The organism is Corynebacterium dentalis, from assembly GCF_900232865.1.
Taxonomy (GTDB): Bacteria; Actinomycetota; Actinomycetes; order Mycobacteriales; family Mycobacteriaceae; genus Corynebacterium; species Corynebacterium dentalis.
In genome coordinates this window covers 62,732-82,575 of record NZ_OCTS01000001.1, presented here as the reverse complement: position 1 = coordinate 82,575, position 19,844 = coordinate 62,732, and the positions used below count along the sequence as shown (strand labels likewise).

The following is a 19,844-nucleotide window of genomic DNA, read 5'->3' as shown; positions in this document are numbered from 1 at the left end:
TTGGGTGCCGTGAATAATTTTGCAGCCCCTACCTCAGCAACCGTGTCCGCTAAGCAGTCTTCGGCGGGTTCCTCGCCGTCGGAGGCACGGGCATCGTCCGAGGTAAACGCAGCGAAACCCCGCGATGGAAAAGTAACCGTCGCTATTTTGTTCGGTGGCCAGTCCACGGAGCATTCGGTGAGCTGCATCTCTGCGGGGGCCGTGATGTCTCATCTGGATCCCGATCGCTACCAGGTAGTGCCTGTGGGCATCACCCAGAAGGGTGCGTGGATCCCGCAGAATCCGAATATCAGCGAGCTCAGCGAGCAGCTCAAGGCTCAGGGGGCCACTATGCCGCGGGTCAGCGATAGCGGCGAGCACGTCCAGCTGGTCTTTGGCGGTCAGCCTGGCCACATGCGCTACACCACGGGGGATAACGCCGGTGAGCCGTTTGCGGACGTCGATGTCATCTTCCCAGTCCTGCACGGGCTCAACGGCGAGGACGGCACTATCCAGGGTCTGTTCGACCTCGTAGGCGTCCCGTATGTGGGTAATGGCGTGCTGGCCTCTGCGGCGGGCATGGACAAGGTGTTCACCAAGAAGCTGGCCCGTGAGGCGGGCATCCCGGTCACTCATGAGCTGGTTATTTCCGAGGAGCGAGAGCTCACCGAGCAGGAGCAGCAGGAGCTGGGCCTGCCGGTATTCGTGAAGCCAGCCCGCGGCGGTTCGTCGATCGGTATTTCCAAGGTGGACGCGTGGGAGGAACTTCCCGTTGCCCTGAAGGAAGCGTTTAACAACGATGACAAGGTGGTCATCGAGTCCATGATTTATGGCGCTGAGGTGGAGTGCGGCGTGCTGCAGCAGCCATCCGGTGAGCTGGTCGCGTCCGTCCCGGCCTTGTTGCAGGGAACCGGAGATGGGTACGAAGGTTTCTATGGTTTCGACGCCAAGTACGTGGATAACACAGTCAGCGCCGCCATCCCCGCCCCGATCGATCCAGCGATGACCACGCAGGTGCAGGACTGGTCGATCGCCACGTTTGAGGCTTTGGGCTGCGAGGGCCTAGCTCGCGTGGACTTTTTTGTCACGGATAAGGGGCCGGTGCTCAACGAGATCAACACCATGCCCGGCTTCACGCCGATCTCGATGTACCCCAAGATGTTCGCGGCTTCCAACGTCGCCTACAGAGAGCTTCTGTCCACGCTGATTGAGAGGGCCTTGGAGCACCCAGCGCACTAGAGCGGGAGGTTGGGCAGCGTTACTTCTGTTCCAGCTTCATGGTGGAGCTGATGGCCTCGGTCACAGCGTCGACGGCGGCGTTGCCCACGTTGTTCGGCATAGACACGGCCACGATCTGTTCGTGGCTCAGCGCGTACCACACGCCGGTGGTGGAGCCTTGTGCCACGGATGGCTCGGCGAACCACGCCACGTCGTTGACCTGAGTGATGTTCTCGCCGGAGCCGTAGCTCTCTGGCAGCTCGGCGCCGCAGCGAACCACCACGGGTTCGGCGGAGTCCGTACTGAGGTAGGTGGCGCTGCGAGACGGTGCTCCTTCGCGTTCCTCGCGTGCATACCCGGCAAAGGAATCAGGTAGGGCGTTGAGGAACTCGGAACAGACGGAGTTTGCGTCGGACGAAGAGACCATAGGAATCTCGGACAGAGGGTACGGGCCAGGTTCGGGAGCCTCGCCGGGGAAAGACTTGGTGGCGTGGCCGAGGGAACCCAGTTGTTCGGTGATGTCATTGCTACTGGTCACGGCCACCGCGGGGCTGGAGCCGACGGAGTACCAGGTGCGTAGGTCGGAGCCTGGGGTGGCGTCGACGACTTCCAGCCACTTCGAGCCGTCGGCCTCAATGGTGGGGGACAACACGGTGTACTGGTCCGGAAGGCGCACGCCGCAACGAACAGTCAGCTCGTCCTTGGCCAGGTTTCGGTAGCCCGCGGCGCCTGCGGGGGCGGGGTCAACCAGGCCAACGTTCTTGTAACCGCCGAGCTCTTGGGGCAGGTCGGAGATGTACTGCGAGCAGGTCTGGCTCTCGGCGTCTGGGGCATCCACGGGACCCATCGCGATGGGAACCATGCTCTGGCGTTCCATGACGATGCGCGCTCCCACCACCACGGCGATCACAAACAGCACGGCGAGAACCAGCGCGATAATGATCGGCAGGCGCGAGGAATCCCGTGAAGCATCCGCGGATGAACCAGTGGCAGTGCGCGGTGCGGGAGAAGAAGAGTCAGTGACAGGAGACGACATAGTGGAATATTTTAGGTCGGTGTTCGCGCAGCTGTTAATAGGGCAGGTAAGTAGGGGTGCAGATTCGGCATGGTGTAGTTGTGTCACGTATGTTGAACTGTTGATACGCGTCTTTCGGCCTTGACATTGCTTGAGGTAGAGACAGACACACGCACTGGTGCGCACACACTGACGTACACATGAAACACCGAGGACGGTTGAGGACGGCTATGGCACGAAACATCACCGTGGAACAGGCGGGCGAAGCCGGAACCATCGCGGCGATCCGCTCCGCCGCACCTAGCTCCCTCAACGGTGATGATGCAGCCGTGCTGGATTCCACCACGTCGAACGCTCGCCAAGTCTGTACTACGGACATCCTGGTGCGGGGTCGGCACTTCCGTTTCCGCTACTCGTCTCCCTATGAGGTGGGCGTAAAGGCAGTGATGCAGAACTTCGCGGACATTCAAGCGATGGGCGCACGTCCCACCGCTTTGCTGCTGGCGATCGTGACCCCGGGGGACATGCCCCTGGAGACCATCTCGGAGCTAGCCCGCGGCATTAACGATGCAGCCACTCCGTGGGGTGCCGAGCTCGTAGGTGGCGACGTGGTGCGGGCCGAGGATCTGGTCTTGTCGCTGACTGCACTCGGAGAGCTGGGAGGACCAGCGCCAGCCTTGACTTTGGACGGCGCGGGAGTGGGGCACCGAGTGATCGCCTCGGGCAACATCGGCTATTCGGCAGCAGGACTGGATGTGCTGCAGTACTTCGGATCTCGCAAGTCCGTCCCACAGGATGATCCGATCCTGCAGGAGCTCGTGTCTTGGCATTGCTCACCGAAGCTTGAGGTGGGGCGCGGCACCGTCGCGCGTGCGGCCGGGGCGAGCTCCATGACGGATAACTCCGATGGCTTGGTGGCGGATCTCTCTGTGATCGCGCAGCGCTCAGGCGTGTGCATTGACGTAGACGTGGAAGCCGTCGCGCCCGATAGCAATCTGTTGCACGCAGCAGAGCGCACCGGATGCGACCCGTGGAAGTGGGTGCTTACCGGTGGGGAAGACCACACACTGATCGGCACCACAGATTCGCGCTTGCCTGCTTCGTACCGCCCAATCGGCATGGTGCGCAGGCTCGACGAAACCGATCCGGACGCCCCGTTTGTGACCATCGGTGGAAACCGACCCACGTACACCACCGGGTGGCAGTCGCTGTGAACGCACCGGGGAACGAGCAAATGAATATCCCCCAGCTGGTGGAGCAAATTCACCCGGGCTGGCAGGTGCATGGCGTCGAAAATGTTCTGCAAGACGTTCTGGCGGAAGCACAACATGAGGAACAGATCCTGCCGGAACCGCATCTGATCCTGCGGGCGTTGCGCATGGCGCCGGAGGACGTACGCGTGTTAATCGTGGGGCAGGACCCGTATCCCACGCCCGGGCACGCGGTGGGGCTGTCGTTTTCTGCGGACCTGCCCGCGCAGGCGAAGTTACCGAAATCGCTGGCCAACATCTTTGCGGAATACCAAACGGACTTGGGGTTTGATCGCCCCACCAGTGGAGATTTGTCCCCGTGGGCGGAGCAGGGGGTGATGCTGCTCAACCGTGTTCTCACGGTGCGCGCCGGGCAACCGGGAAGCCACCACAACCGCGGATGGGAGCAGATCACTGAATCGGTTGTCAAGCAAGTGGCTGAGCGCCCGGACACAGTGGCGATTCTCTGGGGGAAGCCAGCACAGAAGTTCGCGCCATTGTTTGGACCGGATCGCGTCATCGCCTCGCCGCATCCGTCTCCGCTGTCCGCATATCGCGGGTTTTTCGGCTCGCACCCTTTTACCGGAGCGAACCAACTGCTGGCCTCCCTGGGTGCCGATCCCGTCAACTGGTCGCTGAACAGCTAGGCTGGTGCACATGGCAGAAAACCTCGACGGACCCTTGATCACTCAATGGGCGCGCCGGGCAGCAGCGGGGTTGCGGGAGCGTCAGGCGGAGATCAACCGTCTGAATGTTTTTCCGATTCCGGATTCCGATACCGGTTCCAACATGGCCTACACCATGGCGGTCGCTGTAGATTCTGCTGATCAAGCCGATTCTGAGGACGTGCAGGACGTCACCACGGCTCTGGCTAGCGGTGCGGTGCGTGGGGCGCGGGGCAACTCGGGCATGGTGCTTTCGCAGGTGTTGCGGGCGCTGTCTGATACGGCGTCCCGGGGGAAGATCGATAGCCAAGCCGTGGTGAAAATGTTGCAGCTGTCTGTCGATTTTGTGAAGACGTCTATTTCTTCGCCCGTTGAGGGCACGATCCTCACGGTGCTTCGTGCGGCTGCCGAGGGTGCGGCTTCGGGGCGTGCCTCGCTCACTGAGACGGTGGGTCAGGCCTTGCACGCTGCGGAAGTTGCGTTGGAGCAAACCCCCACACAGCTGGACGTGCTGGCCAAGGCGGGCGTGGTTGATGCAGGTGGGCGCGGTCTCGTGGTCATCTTGCAGTCCTTGTACGACACCCTGAGCGGCGAGTCTGGTGCGAGCCGAGCCATCGAGGGAGCTGCCGGGGAAAACGCTGGAGCGGAGGGGGAAGCGGATCCTACCGATGCAGCAGCTTCGGGCAGCACTCAATCCGAACCAGCTTCTGCAGACAATTCCAGCCCGGAGAAGGACCCCGCCACCGATCCTGAGATCGGCGTGCATGGCAGTGGTTCTGCGGAGCTGGAGGTCATGTTCATGTTCGACGCCAGCGCCGACCCTTCCTCCTTTGCCGCACTGCGCGCTTTTCTCGATCGCAACGGCAACAGCTTGGTCATCGCCCAGGCAGGAGACAACCTGGTGCGAGTGCACATTCACACTCGTTTCCCAGGGGCCGTCATCGAGCGTGCTTATGAGCTTGGAGGTGTCTCCGACCTGCGGCTGGAAGTACTGCCGGATTCGGAGTTTCCCTCGTCACCGATCATCGCGCTGGCTCCCACAGGAGGGGTCGCGAGCATCTTTGAAAATGCCGGAGCAATCACTTTGGACGTAGAGCGCGCCTCTGCCCAAGAAGTTCGCGATCTGCTGGCGATGTCCGGAACTGGGTCCTTGGTGGTGCTGACCAACGGCCGAGATGCCTCATCGATCCTCAACCAGGGCTTTGATCTCAGTGCCATTGATACCAGCTCTTTAGTGGGTGGGCTGGCGGCTCTGGCCGTGCATGATCCTGCCAATGATCATGACGATGATGTGGAAGATATGGTCGACGCTGTTTCTGCACAGCGGTTCTGCATGTCCACTGGGGATGCGATGATCGCCGACTTGGACGAGATGTTGGCTGAGGGCGGCGAGCTGGTTACCTTGCTGTGGTCCACGCCGGAAGTCAGCGACGACGAGATGGAGAAGCTGCGGGCGCATATGCAACGGCAGCATCCAGATATTGAATTCCACGATTACCCAGCGGAGGGCATGGCTGCTGATTCCGTGGGGCACGTGGTGGAGATCGGAGTGGAATAGATGCTCGGGTGGGAAGATCAGCGGCCTCTCTCGCAGGTCATCACTCCGGATCGGGCCCGCAAGCTGGCGGATAGGCCCAAGCTGCGCATCATGACGGACGCATTGTTGAATTTCCCCACCAAGTACGTTCGCGCGGGCAGTACCGAGGCTCTCGACCTGCTGGAAGAGGGGGAGATGTACACGTGCGTGGCAGAGATCATCAACGTCTCTGAGCGGGAAAACCGTTCCGGTCGCGGCCCTCGCACCATCGTCTCCTTCACGTTTACCGACGGCGCGGCGATGATGGAATCCGCGCTGTTTGGCAATCCGGGTCTGCATAAGGCCTGCTTGACCGCCGGAACCATCGTGCTGCTCTACGGAAAGCTGGGGCGCTTCCGTGAGGCGTGGCAATTGAAAAACCCCAGCTACGTCACCGTGCATCCCGGGGAAGGTGCTAAGTTCGGCGCGTTCGGGCCGCTCAAAACGATCGTGGACGTGGCGGGTTCGGGCGAGCAGGCCCAAGAGCTGTTGAGCAAGCCGTGGCTGCCGAGCTACCCGCGCCGTCCCGGCACGTCCACCGCCGAGCTGATCGGCGTGATGGACAAGGTTCTCGCGGCTGTGGACCAGCCCGCCGAGGTCCTGCCTGCTGCGTCCACAGACGCGCCTGCTCCGGCCTGGCCGATCGACCCAGAGGGTGAGCCGTTGATTTCCTTTGCCCAGGCCGTGCGGGAGATCCACCAACCTCCGGTAGAGGGGCCGTTCGCCGCGCAGAGCCGCATCAAATTCAACGAAGCGCTTGAGCTGCAAGTGGTGATGGCGCTGCGTCGCGCGGATGCGGAGAAGCGGACGTCGGTGGCGATGGCTCCGCAGGACACGGGTGTGGCGTCGGAGGTAAAAAAAGCCTTGCCGTACACCTTGAGCGAGGGGCAAACCCACGCGCTGGAACGCATCAGCGAGGCCCTTAACAGTACGAACCCGGCGCAGCTGATGCTGCAAGGAGACGTGGGCAGCGGCAAGACTGTGGTGGCGCTGCTGGCGATGATGCAGGTGGTGCAGGCTGGTTTTCAGTGCGCCTTCATCGCGCCGACCGAGGTGCTGGCAGCGCAACATGCGCGCACGCTGACGCAGCTGCTGTCCGGCACCACCGTGGGCGTGACCCTGCTGACTGGCTCGCAGAAAACGGCCGAGAAGAAGCTCAGCCTGCTCAACATCATTAGTGGTCAGGCGGACATTGTGGTGGGTACGCATGCACTGATCCAAGACGGTGTGGAATTCGCGGATCTGGGTTTGGTTATCGTGGACGAGCAACACCGTTTTGGTGTGCGGCAGCGCGACAAGCTGCGAGAGATGGCGCCGATGGATCGCACGCCGCACACGCTGGTCATGACGGCCACACCCATTCCGCGCACGGTGGCGATGACGATGTTCGGCGATCTGCAATCGGTGCGTTTGGAAGGTCTACCGGCTGGTCGCGGAAAGATTTCCACCTCGGTGGTGCCTGCGTGGAAGCCCCGGTGGGTGGAGCGCGCGTGGCAGCGTATGGCCGAGGAAATTCGCGCGGGCAGGCAGGCTTATGTGGTGGTGCCGCGCATCGATGGCGACGACGGCGTGGAGGCCTGGGGCGAGCGCATTGCCACCCAGATCCTGCCCGATGCCACCGTTGCAGTACTGCACGGGCGCATGAACGCCGAGGATAAAGACGAGGTCATGGGCCTGTTCTCCCGCGGCGACATCGATGTGTTGGTGGCCACCACGGTCATTGAGGTGGGCGTGGACGTTCCCAATGCGACCATGATGTTAATTCTCGACGCCGAGAACTTCGGCGTATCTCAGCTTCACCAGTTGCGCGGACGGGTGGGCCGCGGAAGCGCTGATGCGGTGTGCTTGTTGCATACGGAAGCGGAAGAGGGCAGTCCCAGCTACGCGCGGCTGGAGGCTGTGGCGGGGACTCTGGACGGCTTTGTGCTGGCGGAATTGGACCTCAAGCAACGCACGGAGGGGGACATCCTGGGCGAGAGCCAGTCCGGGGCGCGCGTGCGCAGGGCCACGCTGCTGGATCTCACGGAGGACGAGGAGATCATCCTTGAGGCGCGGCGCTATGCCACGGAGCTGGTCAGTTATGACGAACAATTGGCACGGAATTTGGTGGCCGGCCTGGACGTGGATGAGCAGGATTACATCGAGCGCAACTAGTTTGCTCTCCCGGCTGCGGAGTGGGATGTACCGCGCCGGTTAGGATGTGGGACATGAAGATTTGCGCACCATTCGCGGGGACGGCTCGATTCCTCGTGGCAGATGGGGATGAGGTGGACACTGGTGCTGCAGTGGCAGTGGTGGAAGCAATGAAGCTGGAAGCGCCCGTGCTGGCGCCGGGGCCGGGAGTGGTGCGGCGGAGCATACACGAGGACTTCGTGGCAGTGTCCGGGGGAGATGAGCTGCTGGTGATTGAGGCAGTGCGAGGAGAAGACTCATGACACGCATCATTTCTGGAACTGCTCGGGGCAGGAAAATCAAGGTTCCGCCGGCTGGCACGCGTCCTACGTCTGACCGCGCACGCGAGGGACTGTTTTCCTCGCTGCAGGTGCGCTTCGGGTTCGAGGGCGAGCGCGTGTTGGATCTGTTCGCGGGCTCGGGTGCGCTGGGGCTGGAGGCTGCCTCGCGCGGGGCGGCCGAGGTCACGTTGGTGGACTTCAACCACCGCGCAGCCGAGATCATCAACGCGAACGCGAAGGTGGTGGGGCATCCGTCAACCCACGTGGTGGAGGCCAAGGCATCCACCTATTTGCATACCGCTCCGCAGAACCACTTCACGATGGTGTTTGCTGATCCTCCGTACGAGCTGACCGATGAGGCCACGGACGAGCTGGTCGCAGCGCTTCCTCGCGTGCTGGCTGAGGATGCGGTGGTGATTATCGAGCGGCCGTCCGATGCTCGCGAAGTGGTGTGGCCGGAAGGCTTTGAGCGGACCGACCAGAAGTTGAAGAAGCGGACCTACGGCATCGCGCGCTTCGACATGGCGATTTGGCGCGGTTAGGCACGTAGACTGTGGGGCATGCATGTAGTTTGCCCCGGATCCTTTGACCCCGTGACCCTAGGCCACCTGGATATCTTCACCCGCGCTGCCTCAGATTGGGAGCAGGTGACCATCTTGGTGACGTACAACCCCAACAAGAACGGGCTGTTCACGGCCGAAGAGCGCGTGGAGCTGATTGAGAAATCCTTGCAGTCCCTGCCGAATCCTCCGCAGAACGTGCGCGTAGATACGTGGGACAAGTTGCTGGTGGACTACCTGACACAGAACAACATCACGGCGATGGTTAAGGGTCTGCGCAGCTCATTGGATTACGAGTACGAACTGCCGATGGCGCAGATGAACCAGCGCCTGTCCGGGGCGGATACGTACTTCCTGCTTACCAGCCCGGAATATGGATACGTGTCCTCGACCTTGTGCAAGGAAGTGGCCAAGTACGGCGGAGACATTGATGGATTGTTGCCGGAGCCTGTCGTCGAGGCTGTGAAGGCCAAGTACGCGAAGTAGGGCGCGGGGGCTGAGCTCAACGAGCACCCAGAGCATTCCACCGCAGCCTGTTTACCTCCGTGTTACCCAACATTCCCTCTATTTTCTTCTGTCACATGAATTAACACGCGTGTCTTTGAGCAACACCGTGGAGTAGAGGTGCCATAGTGGATGCCATGTACAAGACATTCCAGGGTATGGACGATCTACAGCAGATGGTGGAGCAGGCTTACGGCGTGCCCATGACCGCAAACTGCATGGTGCCGCGCCGTGAGGTGCTCGACATTCTCGACGAAATGCGCAATGCCATTCCAGTGGAGCTAGACGACGCTCAGGATGTCTTGGACCACCGCGATAACATCATCTCGGACGCTCAGCAGCAGTCCGATTCCATGATCGGGGACGCGGAATCAGAGCGGGATGCGATCCTCGCAGATGCCACAGTGCGGGCGGATGAAATTCTGCAGGACGCTCAGGATCGTGCGACCGCCACCGTGGCTCAAGCTGAGGCAGAGGCCGACCGCCTGGTCTCCGATGCTCGCCGCGAATACGAGCAGGTCACCGGCCGCGCAGAGGCTGAGGCCGGGCGCCTCATTACCTCCGGTAACGAGTCTTACCAGCGCTCTGTGGACGAAGGCATCGCCGAGCAGCAGCGCTTGGTCTCCGAGTCTGAGGTCGTGCGCAACGCAGAAGCAGAGGCACACCGCATCGTCGAGTCCGCTCACGCAGATTCCGATCGCCTCCGCACCGAGTGCGACCGCTACGTGGACTCCACTCTCTCTGAGTTTGAGAACTCCCTGAATGAAACGCTCCGCGTGGTCAACCGCGACCGCGCTGCGCTACGTAAGGGTGCGGGTGCCGCAGGTTACCGCCCACAGCAGGCACCGTCCCACGGACAGCCACAGGGACCAGGTAACGGCGACTATGCGCTGTAGTTACCGGTAAGTGCCCGAAAGCGGGTACAAACTAGGGTATGAGCAACCCTTTTGTCATTCACGTTGGAGACATCGCCAGCGGAGCGTCGGAAACGATCAACACCACCGGACCGTCTCCCGTTCGGTGGGGTGCGCAGATGCTGGCGGTGGAGGAAAACACTCCCGTCAGTGTCACCGCGACAATCAACAACCTGGGCGAGGCGTTCATGGTCAACGCAGAGGTCGACGGCGAAGCCACCGGCACCTGCGCCCGCTGCTTGCAGCCACTGAACCCAGAGTTCACCGTGCGCGTCAACGAAGTATTCGGCGCGAACCCAGATTTCATCGAAGGCGATGAAGCAGAAGAGGGCGAAGAGCCGAACCTGGTGGAAGATAACGCCATCGACATCTCCCAGCTGGTGATCGACGAAGCCGGCCTGAATACGCCGTTTTCTCCCACCTGCGAGACCTACGGCACCGCCTGCCAGGAATCCACCCCGGAGCCGGACGGCATTTCCGAAGATGTGGAAGCAGAAGACACTCCGGACCCACGATGGGCCGGCTTGGAGAAGTTCAAGCTTCAGGAGGATGAGCAGTAACTCATGGCTAGAAAGCGTCGCCTGACTGGCGAAGCAGCCCTCAACGCGGCGTATAGCAAGTCCGATCACCAGCCACTGCTGGACGCGTGGGGAATCACGCTCTCGGAGGACAATCTGCGGCTGGCGCTGACTCACCGCTCCTTCGCGCATGAGAATGACAATCTCCCAGACAACGAGCGCCTGGAATTTTTGGGCGACGCCGTGCTGGGTGTGTCCGTTGCGGAGCAGCTCTACCGTGAGTTCCCCAACCGTTCTGAGTCTGACTTGTCCAAGATGCGCGCAGGCGTGGTGAACAAGTTCGCGCTCGCCTCCGTGGCTCGCGAACTGGGCATTGGGCCTTACATCTTGCTTGGCCGCGGTGAAATGCTTACCGGCGGCGATGACAAAGATTCCACGCTCTCGGACACGGTCGAGGCCATCCTGGGCGCGATCTACCTGGAGCACGGCTTCGCCACGGCTCGCGAGACCGTGCTGCGGATCTTCGCCAGCCGCATCAGCGAGGCGCCTGCTACCGGCTTGAATATGGACTGGAAGACCGTGCTGCTGGAGCGCCTGAGTGACATGAAGCTCCCGCTCCCGGAGTACAGCACCTCGGCGTCGGGTCCAGAACACGATCAGACGTTCTCCGCCACGGCGACTGTCGGCGAGGACCACCGCACCGAGGGCACCGGCCACACGAAGAAGGAGGCCGAGCACGCCGCCGCCAAGGCGATGGTGACCCTGCTCAAGGGCGAGGTCTCGCAGGCTGGGCGGGCCTCGAAGCAGGCCTCTTCTTAAACCCATGCCCGAATTGCCCGAGGTCGAGGTTGTCCGTGCTGGTCTGGAGCAGCACGTGGTGGGGCGGACGTTCGTGGGGGTGGACGTACTGCATCCCCGCGCCGTGCGCTCGCATGTGGGTCAGGATCTTTCTCTTCTTCTCGACGCCGCCCTGATTCGTTCGGCTCGTCGCCGCGGCAAGTTTCTCTGGCTGGAACTGAGCCGGAAAATCCCTGGCACAGGCGATCAGTGGGCCGAGCCGACTGAAGCTCTGGTGGTGCACCTGGGCATGAGTGGGCAGATGCTGGTGACCGAGCCAGATGCGGTGACCTCCACCCACTTGCGCATCAGGGCCAGGCTCTCCGGGGGCGTGGACTTGAACTTTGTGGATCAGCGGACGTTCGGGCGCTGGGAGTTGGTGGCCCTGGTGGATGACTCGCATGGCGAGTATCCGGCGGGCGTTCCAGCCTCGGCGGCGCACATTGCGCAGGATCCGCTGGAATCTTCCTTCAATGCACAGGCGGTGGCCAAGGACATTAAACGTAGGCAGTCGCCTATCAAGCAGGTGCTTTTGAACCAAGAGGTAATTGCAGGGATTGGCAATATTTACGCTGATGAAGCCCTGTGGGCTGCTGGTGTGCGGCCACGGAGGAAAGCTGCTGGTTTGAGCGGGGTTGGCGTCGAAAGAATCATTCACGCTGCCCGCGAGGTGATGGAACGGGCCCTGGAAGCCGGCGGAACCAGCTTCGATGTGCTGTACGTGAACGTGAATGGCGCTTCGGGGTACTTCTCGCGCTCGCTCAACGTCTACGGGCGCGAGGGGCGGCCGTGCGTTCGGTGTGAGACGCCTATTCAGCGTGTTGTTGTGGGTGGACGGAGTTCACATTTCTGCCCCGAATGTCAGCGATGACGATGCCGGTTGCTCCTCGAATCATGGCGAGTTCGGCATTAGGAGCGATTGGTTGAATTTGGTGCGAGGTCCACGCGACGGAGTAGTTGTGCATTAAATGCCACAACGACGGTTGATAGAGACATCAGGATCGCGCCGACGGACATGGGCATCACGAATCCAATCGGTGCAAGTACACCAGCAGCGAGTGGAACCGAAATTATGTTGTAGCCCGCAGCCCACCACAAATTCTGCTTCATCTTTCGGTATGTGGCCTTGGATAGCCGAATAACTGAAAGGACGCTGCGCGGGTCAGAACTGGCCAAGATGACTCCTGCCGAAGCGATCGCCACGTCCGTGCCGGCCCCAATAGCAATGCCGACATCCGATTGGGCGAGTGCTGGAGCATCGTTGACGCCGTCGCCGACCATCGCGACCTTCTTGTCCTCCTTCTGCAGAGATGCGACCTTGGCCGACTTGTCTGCCGGCCGCACTCCAGCGAACACGCGGTCGATCCCCAGCTCTTGACCAACTTTGTTGGCCACGGCTTCAGCATCTCCGGTGATCATCACAACCTCGATGCGCCGTTGGTGTAGAGCATTCACAGCCTCGCGAGACTCGGGACGTATTTCATCAGCGAGCTTGAGTCCGCCAATGACTTCTCCTTCTCGAACAACGTGCAGGATGATGGCGCCTTCTTCACGCCAGTTGGCGGCAGCTCCGATTTCTTCCTGTCCAGATTCTTCGAGCAGACGTGGACCACCGACTCGGACGTTCTGGCCATCCACTGTTGCGCTTACGCCGACAGCGGGGGAAGAACTAAAATCGCTGGATGTTGAGAAACGTAGGCCCTTATCTTTTGCTGCTTTGACTATCGCTCGAGCTAAAGGATGCTCACTATCAGCCTCAGCAGCCGCAGCCAGTGCGAGCACGCGGTCAGAATCGAGGTCTACGACGGATTCGATATCCGTGACGGTAGGTTCGCCCTTGGTCAGTGTGCCGGTCTTATCGAATAGAACGACGTCGACGTCACGCATGGATTCCAACGCGAGGCGATCCTTGATCAACACACCATTGCGGGCTGCGCGTTCGGTTGCTATGGACACCACGAGTGGTATTGCAAGGCCGAGAGCGTGGGGGCAGGCGATAACCAACACCGTGATGGTGCGCTCTACTGCATCGGCAGGACTACCGAAGATCGACCACACAGTAGCGGTAATGAGAGCAGCCCCGAGTGCGAACCAGAAAAGGAGCGCAGCGGCACGGTCAGCGATTCTCTGAGCACGCGTGGAAGAATCTTGGGCATCAGATACCAGTCGGTTAATCCCCGCCAAGGCAGTGTCCTCGCCAATGGCAGTAATTTCTACGTGCAGGCCGGAATCGGTGGCGACAGTACCGGCTGTCACCGAGTCTCCCTCAGCGCGGGAAATGGAACGGGACTCTCCTGTGATCATGGACTCGTCCATTTCCGCGTGGCCTTCAACAATGGTGCCATCAGCAGGAACGCTTCCGCCTGGTCGGACAATGACGATGTTGCCCACTTCCAGTTCAGATGGGTCGACCGTTACTACATCTTCACCTTCGATGCGCTCGGCCTTCTCGGGCAGGAGAGCCGCAAGTGAATCGAGTGCCGAGGAGGTTTGCGCTAGAGAACGCATCTCGATCCAGTGACCCAGAAGCATGATGACGACCAGTAGTGCCAGTTCCCACCAAAACTCGAGTTGGTGATTCACCAAACCGAGCGTCGCCGCCCACGATGCGAGAAACGCGACGGTAATTCCTAACGCTATGAGCATCATCATCCCCGGTTGGCGGCTCTTCAGCTCTTCCCACCCACCAGTAAGGAAGGGCTTGCCGCCCCAGAAATACATGACGGTTCCGAGTCCGCCAGCAACCCAGCCGGCCCAGCTGGGAACTGAATAGCCTATGAGCATCGCGAACATGGGGGAGAGTAATACAACAGGTAGTGCGATGAAGAGATTTATCCAGAACAGCCGACGGAACTGCATCACGTGATCACCGTGCCCTGCATGACCTGAGTGGCTATGGCTGTCATGTTCACCGTGGTTTGTATGACCTCCATCGGGCTCTGTTGCGATGTCATGCCGGCCGTGCTCGGAAGTGTGATCGTGGGAGTGCGCTTGTCCGGTCATAGATGTTCTCCTTTGAATCTGTTTGGGTGATGTTCCTTGATGTAGGCGTCCTGGTAGCGAAATTCTGATTCTCTAAGGTTCTACGCAAGATTATATACCCCTAGGGGGTATATTGCAATGGGGTTTGAAGAGTGAAGAGTGTGTGCCGATCAGAGGCCTGTGCGGCTGACGCACCGGAACGAAGCCCGCGTACCGATGACGATGTGCCCACAAACTGCTGCTTCGATGAATCGTGTCGTCGTGGCCAAAGGCCAAAATTCCTGCTGCCACTGAAGTGAGCATTTTCCCAAAATGTCAGCAATAATGCACCGGATCTGCTGTCCATAGGATACGTTTTGCGCTATGGATCTCACTCAGATTGAAACCTTCATCACTGACGTGATCAACAACAACGTGTGGAAGGTTATCCCTTTTCTGTTGATCGCCGCCGGTGTTTACTTCGGGCTGCGCACGGTCATCGTGCAGGTGCGCATGTTCCCAGACATGCTCCGCTCCTTGCGCGACAAGCCGGATAATGGCGACAGCCGGGACGACATCTCCGCGTTCAAGGCCTTCACCATTTCTGCGGCCTCCCGCGTGGGTACTGGCAACGTGGTGGGCGTGGCCATCGCCATTTCCTTGGGTGGACCTGGCGCAGTGTTCTGGATGTGGATGATCGCCATCATCGGCGGCGCAACTGCATTCGTGGAGTCCACACTGGCGCAGTTGTGGAAATCACGTGGTGAAGAAGGGTATGTGGGTGGACCTGCGTACTACATGACGCGTGGTTTGGGTCTGAAGCCGTTGGCGGTCATCTTTGGCATCGCCATCACCATCACCTATGGCTTCGTCTACAACGCGGTGCAGACTAACTCCATCGTGGAGGCCACGGCAACCTCATTGGGCGGTGACGTGTCCACAACCACCCGCATGATCATCGGCGGAGTGATTGCCGCGGTGACGGCCGTGATCATCTTCGGTGGTGTGCGCAGCATTGCGAACGCCACGCAGATCATCGTGCCGTTCATGGCCGGAATCTACATCGTGGTCGGCGTGATTGTACTGCTGCTCAACATCACGGAAGTTCCGGCGATGATCGGCAGCATCATTTCCCACGCCCTCGGTTTCAAGGAAATCGCCGGTGCCACCATTGGTGCAGCGTTCATGAACGGTATGCGCCGTGGTTTGTTCTCTAATGAGGCTGGCCAGGGCTCCGCTCCTAATGCGGCCGCTACTGCCGCAGTATCGCACCCCGTCAAACAGGGGTTGGTGCAGGCCCTGGGCGTGTATTTCGACACTCTGGTGGTGTGTTCCATCACCGCATTCATCATCTTGCTGTCTAACCCGGTGTTCGGAGAGGACATGGAATCCGCCAACCTCACCCAGAACGCGTTGGCTTCTCAGATCGGCGACTGGGGAATTCACCTCGTCACGTTCATCTTGTTCTTCCTGGCGTTCTCCTCCGTGTTGGGCAATTACTACTTGGCACAGGCCAACGTGGAGTACTTCACCAAGTCCAAGCCAGTGATGATTACTTTCCGCGTCCTCGTGGTTGCTTGTGTGTTCGGCGGCGCCGTGGGCACCGTGCCGCTGGTGTGGTCCTTGGCGGATACTTTTGCGGCCATCATGGTGGTCATTAACCTGATCGCCATCTTCCCTCTGGGTGGGGTAGCAGTGAAGCTGTTGCGTCATTACTCCGCGCAGAAGAGGCAGGGCTTGGAGCCGATCTTCCACCGCGACGATCTTCCAGAGCTGAAGAACGTGGAGTGCTGGGACGGTACGGATCCCGTGACCACCCGTGCATATTGGGATGAGCGAGCTTCCCGCGCCTAATCCGGACGATGTTATTCTGAACCGATGTATTTGAAGTCGCTGACCCTCAAGGGATTTAAGTCCTTTGCATCTGCGACGACCTTGAAACTCGAGCCGGGCATTTGCGCGGTGGTGGGGCCTAATGGATCGGGCAAGTCCAACGTGGTGGACGCACTGGCGTGGGTGATGGGTGAGCACTCAGCCAAAACATTGCGCGGTGGCAAGATGGAAGATGTCATCTTCGCCGGAGCGGGCGAGCGCAAGGCGCTGGGGCGCGCCGAGGTCACACTGACCATTGATAATTCCGACGGTGCCCTTCCCATCGAGTACTCGGAAGTCTCCGTGACCCGTCGCATGTTCCGCGACGGTGCCAGCGAGTACGAAATCAACGGCGCCAAGGCTCGCCTCATGGACATCCAGGAATTGCTCAGCGATTCCGGCATCGGCCGCGAAATGCACGTGATCGTGGGACAAGGCAGGCTCGCGCAAATCCTCGAGTCCAAGCCGGAGGATCGCCGCGCATTCATCGAGGAAGCCGCGGGAGTGCTGAAGCATCGGCGTCGAAAAGAAAAGGCGCAACGCAAACTGGTGAGCATGCAGGCCAACCTCGACCGCCTGCACGATCTCACCGACGAACTGCGCAAACAGCTAGGACCACTGGCTCGCCAGGCTGAGGCAGCACAAAAGGCATCCACGGTGCAGGCAACCATTCGCCAGTCGCGGGTGCAGCTGACCGTGCACCGCGTGCAGACGCTGTCCGAAGAGTTGAACTCGGTATCCGGCCGGGCCAGCTTGGTAGCCGAGCAAGTCGAGGAGCTGCAAGACCAGTTAGAGGAGCACTCCGAGCGACTCGCCGTGACCGAAGAAGAGCTGAGCACCGCGATGGAGAGCGCAGAATCCGCCCGCACGCTGTGGTACCGCTTGTCCGCCGTGGCGGAGAAGAACTCGGCGACCATCCGCATCGCCGCGGACCGCGCCGAACAACACCACTCGGCGCAATGGTCCGGCCAAGACCCTGACCAGCTCATGGAACGCGCCGCGCGTGCTGAGCAGGAGCAGGAAGAGCTGGACGAGGCCGTGGAGATGGCCACCGAAAAGCTCGAGACCGTGCGGGAAGAAGTCGCCGAGCGCGAGGATGCGGCGCGGCAGGCAGAAAAAGAACACTTCGCCCAGGTGCGTGCTATCGCCGACCGTCGTGAAGGCGTGGTGCGCCTGCTCAGCCAGCACGAGGCCGCCACCGCCACCGTGGAATCCGCCCGATCCGAGGTGGAGCGTCTTTCCCAAACTGTTGAGCACCACCAGGAGGCCGTGGACGCTGCGGCCGAAGAGCTGGAACTGGCATCGGAGACCTCCATGGAGGCAGAGACTTCAGGTTCTGACCTTGACGACCAGCTGGAACGCGCCGAACGGGAAGCCGCTACCGCCGAGACCCGCGCAGACGAGCTGCGTGCCCGGCAGCTGGGTCTGGAGCGCGAAGTGGCCACCCTGCGCGCCACCATCAGCGCGTGGAATGACCAGATGCGCCCCACCGACGGTGCCGAGGTGGCTACCCGCGTGGCCCAGGAGCAGGACACGCAGGCCACCGCGCTAGCCGAGGTCATTGAAGCCCGCGAAGGGTGGGGCACCGCCCTGTCCGCCGCGCTGGGTGAGGCCGCCGCAGGCATGGTGATCGGTGATTCCGAATCCCCCAATTTTTCTATTTCCGACGCCATACTCCGCGCCCTCAGCTCCGAATCTCAGGGCCGCGCGGTGCTTCTGGAAGGGGGAAGCACGAAAGGCTGGCGATTGGACACAGCTCCAGCTCACGGACAATGGCTGCTGGATCTCGTGGACGCACCGGAGGCTATCGGTGGCGCGCTGAGCTCGTTGCTGGTGGATGTGGTTGCTGCAGACGACGCGACACAAGCTCGCAAGGTGGTGAGCGAAGATCCGCGCCTGCGCGCCGTCACTAAGGACGGGATGATCTTTGGCGCTGGATGGGCCGCTGCGGGTACCGGAGGCACGACTGCCGTGGAGCTGGCGGAGCGTGTGCACGAGGCGGAGCGTGGCGTCGAAAAAAAGGAAAAGGATCTCGCGGACCTGCACGCCGCACTCGATGGTGCCTTGGAGGCGGCCTCTGAACGCAGAACTGCGGCTGCCAGTGCGCGTGCGGCGATGCAGGCGCACAAGGCCACGTTGGAAGGCAAGCAACGCCACGCGGCGGCCACACAGAAGGCGTTTGAGGCGGCCAGCCGGCAGCTGCAGCGCGCAACGGCCGAATCCGAGGCTGCGCAACAGCGCCTGGATAAGGCCGAGGCACAGGTCGCGGAGTTGGCTGATCGTGTGGCGCGGATCGACGACGAGGGGGAGGAGCAGGAGCCCTCAACGCATGAGAAGGATGCGGCTGCGCAGGCGTTGTCCCAGGTTAAGGCGCTGGAAATGGAAACTCGCCTGGCCTTGCGCACCGCCGAGGAGCGCGCCGGTGCCACTCGAGGCCGGGCGGAGGGACTGCGGAAGCAGGCCCGCCAGGAACTGGCAGCGCGCGAGCAGTTTGAGAAGGCGCAGCAGCGGCGCATAGCAGCACAGCAGACAGCGGCAGCCGTGTTGCAGCAGGCCCAGCGCGTAGGCCAGCGCATCGAGGACGCGCTGCACAGAGCGGAGGATGCCCGCCAGGCCACGGATGCGCAGCACAAGCATTGGCAGACCACGATGAGCCAGCAAAAGGACAAGGTCTCCGCATTGTCTGCACAGCTCGGACGGCTGACGGACTCCGCGCACCAGGCAGAGCTGGCCCGCAGTCAAGCTCAACTCAAGATTGAACAAGCACTGGATAACGCGATGGAGCAGCTCAGCATGACCGCCGAGCAGCTATTCGCCGAGGAGCTGCCGGAGGACTTTGACGCCACCGAGACGCGCGCAGAGCTGAAGAAGGCGGAAAAGGCGCTGAACTCGCTGGGTAAGGTCAACCCGCTGGCCTTGGAGGAATATAAGGCGCTGGAAGAGCGCTACTCGTTCCTAGCGCAGCAACTGGACGACGTGGAGCGTGCCCGCGAGGACCTGCAAGGCGTGATCAAGGACGTGGATAACACCATCCTGACGCTGTTCACGGAAGCCTGGGAGGACGTGGAAGCGGAGTTCCCTAAGGTCTTCAACACCCTATTCCCGGGAGGTGCAGGACGCCTGGTGCTCACGGAGCCGGAGGACATGCTCACCACCGGCATCGAGGTGGAAGCGCGCCCACCAGGCAAGAAGGTCAAGCGTCTGACGCTGCTCTCCGGCGGTGAGAAGTCCCTGACTGCGCTGGCCATGCTGGTGGCCATTTTCCGCGCGCGCCCTTCGCCGTTCTACGTCATGGACGAGGTTGAAGCCGCGCTGGATGACGTGAACCTGCGCCGCCTCATCGCGCTGTTTGAAGAGCTGCGTAAGGATTCGCAGCTGATCGTCATCACGCACCAAAAGCCCACGATGGACGTGGCTAACGTGCTCTACGGCGTGACGATGCGCGGCGATGGAATCACTCGCGTGATCTCGCAGAGGATGCAGCCGGCGGGCGCCTAGCGCGTGCAAAATCTCACAGCGTAG

The 19,844-nt window shown here is 61.2% G+C and carries 16 protein-coding genes; 14 read left to right on the top strand and 2 right to left on the bottom strand.

The annotated features are described in order from the left end of the window. Positions 1 to 9 precede the first annotated feature (9 nt). Complete coding sequence (locus tag CS919_RS00350) at positions 10 to 1,218, top strand: D-alanine--D-alanine ligase family protein (protein WP_288801068.1); 1,209 nt, start codon at positions 10 to 12, stop codon at positions 1,216 to 1,218. Between the two features lie 19 nt (positions 1,219 to 1,237). Here the strand turns inward: CS919_RS00350 and CS919_RS00345 are convergent, their stop codons facing one another. Beyond that, positions 1,238 to 2,233: a DUF3515 domain-containing protein gene (locus CS919_RS00345; RefSeq protein ID WP_099297161.1), complete on the bottom strand. Its 996-nt coding sequence runs from the start codon at positions 2,231 to 2,233 to the stop codon at positions 1,238 to 1,240. A gap of 209 nt (positions 2,234 to 2,442) precedes the next feature. Here CS919_RS00345 and CS919_RS00340 point away from each other — a divergent pair, with 209 nt between their 5' ends. From CS919_RS00340 to mutM, 11 genes are all read left to right on the top strand, one after another. Then, entirely contained in the window at positions 2,443 to 3,426 is a 984-nt protein-coding gene (locus CS919_RS00340) for a thiamine-phosphate kinase (RefSeq protein WP_099297159.1), read from the top strand. 20 nt (positions 3,427 to 3,446) lie between these two features. Next, complete coding sequence (locus tag CS919_RS00335; RefSeq protein WP_099297583.1) at positions 3,447 to 4,109, top strand: uracil-DNA glycosylase; 663 nt, start codon at positions 3,447 to 3,449, stop codon at positions 4,107 to 4,109. A gap of 10 nt (positions 4,110 to 4,119) precedes the next feature. Then, positions 4,120 to 5,685 carry a DAK2 domain-containing protein gene (locus tag CS919_RS00330; protein WP_099297157.1) on the top strand — a complete coding sequence of 522 codons (1,566 nt, stop codon included), beginning with the start codon at positions 4,120 to 4,122 and terminating at the stop codon, positions 5,683 to 5,685. Further along, positions 5,686 to 7,857, top strand: a complete 2,172-nt coding sequence (locus tag CS919_RS00325; RefSeq protein WP_099297155.1) for an ATP-dependent DNA helicase RecG — start codon at positions 5,686 to 5,688, stop codon at positions 7,855 to 7,857. It abuts the gene before it with no gap. Positions 7,858 to 7,910: 53 nt separating this feature from the next. Next, the gene (locus CS919_RS00320) at positions 7,911 to 8,138 is read left to right on the top strand and encodes a biotin/lipoyl-containing protein (RefSeq protein ID WP_099297153.1); all 228 of its coding nucleotides are present in this window, start codon (positions 7,911 to 7,913) and stop codon (positions 8,136 to 8,138) included. Further along, positions 8,135 to 8,698 (top strand): 16S rRNA (guanine(966)-N(2))-methyltransferase RsmD, encoded by a 564-nt coding sequence (gene rsmD, locus CS919_RS00315; protein ID WP_099297151.1) that lies wholly within the window; start codon positions 8,135 to 8,137, stop codon positions 8,696 to 8,698. The genes CS919_RS00320 and rsmD overlap by 4 nt, the downstream gene beginning before the upstream one ends. A gap of 18 nt (positions 8,699 to 8,716) precedes the next feature. Beyond that, positions 8,717 to 9,202, top strand: a complete 486-nt coding sequence (gene coaD / locus CS919_RS00310) for a pantetheine-phosphate adenylyltransferase (RefSeq protein ID WP_099297149.1) — start codon at positions 8,717 to 8,719, stop codon at positions 9,200 to 9,202. Between the two features lie 155 nt (positions 9,203 to 9,357). Continuing rightward, the gene (locus CS919_RS00305; protein WP_099297581.1) at positions 9,358 to 10,116 is read left to right on the top strand and encodes a F0F1 ATP synthase subunit B; all 759 of its coding nucleotides are present in this window, start codon (positions 9,358 to 9,360) and stop codon (positions 10,114 to 10,116) included. A gap of 38 nt (positions 10,117 to 10,154) precedes the next feature. After that, on the top strand, positions 10,155 to 10,694 hold the full coding sequence (locus CS919_RS00300) for a YceD family protein (RefSeq protein WP_099297147.1): 540 nt from the start codon (positions 10,155 to 10,157) through the stop codon (positions 10,692 to 10,694). A gap of 3 nt (positions 10,695 to 10,697) precedes the next feature. Next, positions 10,698 to 11,471, top strand: coding sequence for a ribonuclease III (rnc, locus tag CS919_RS00295; RefSeq protein WP_099297145.1), 774 nt, complete (start codon positions 10,698 to 10,700; stop codon positions 11,469 to 11,471). A 4-nt stretch (positions 11,472 to 11,475) separates the two neighbouring features. Then, positions 11,476 to 12,360 carry a bifunctional DNA-formamidopyrimidine glycosylase/DNA-(apurinic or apyrimidinic site) lyase gene (gene mutM, locus CS919_RS00290; protein WP_099297143.1) on the top strand — a complete coding sequence of 295 codons (885 nt, stop codon included), beginning with the start codon at positions 11,476 to 11,478 and terminating at the stop codon, positions 12,358 to 12,360. A 38-nt stretch (positions 12,361 to 12,398) separates the two neighbouring features. On the opposite strand, the gene CS919_RS00285 is transcribed toward mutM, so the two are convergent. Then, a complete protein-coding gene (locus tag CS919_RS00285) occupies positions 12,399 to 14,492 on the bottom strand; it encodes a heavy metal translocating P-type ATPase (RefSeq protein WP_099297141.1) in 2,094 nt (697 codons plus the stop codon). Between the two features lie 342 nt (positions 14,493 to 14,834). Between CS919_RS00285 and CS919_RS00280 the strand changes: the two genes are divergently transcribed. Further along, the gene (locus tag CS919_RS00280) at positions 14,835 to 16,304 is read left to right on the top strand and encodes an alanine/glycine:cation symporter family protein (RefSeq protein WP_099297139.1); all 1,470 of its coding nucleotides are present in this window, start codon (positions 14,835 to 14,837) and stop codon (positions 16,302 to 16,304) included. A gap of 24 nt (positions 16,305 to 16,328) precedes the next feature. Further along, positions 16,329 to 19,820, top strand: a complete 3,492-nt coding sequence (gene smc, locus CS919_RS00275) for a chromosome segregation protein SMC (RefSeq protein WP_099297137.1) — start codon at positions 16,329 to 16,331, stop codon at positions 19,818 to 19,820. The last annotated feature ends 24 nt before the right edge of the window (positions 19,821 to 19,844 follow it).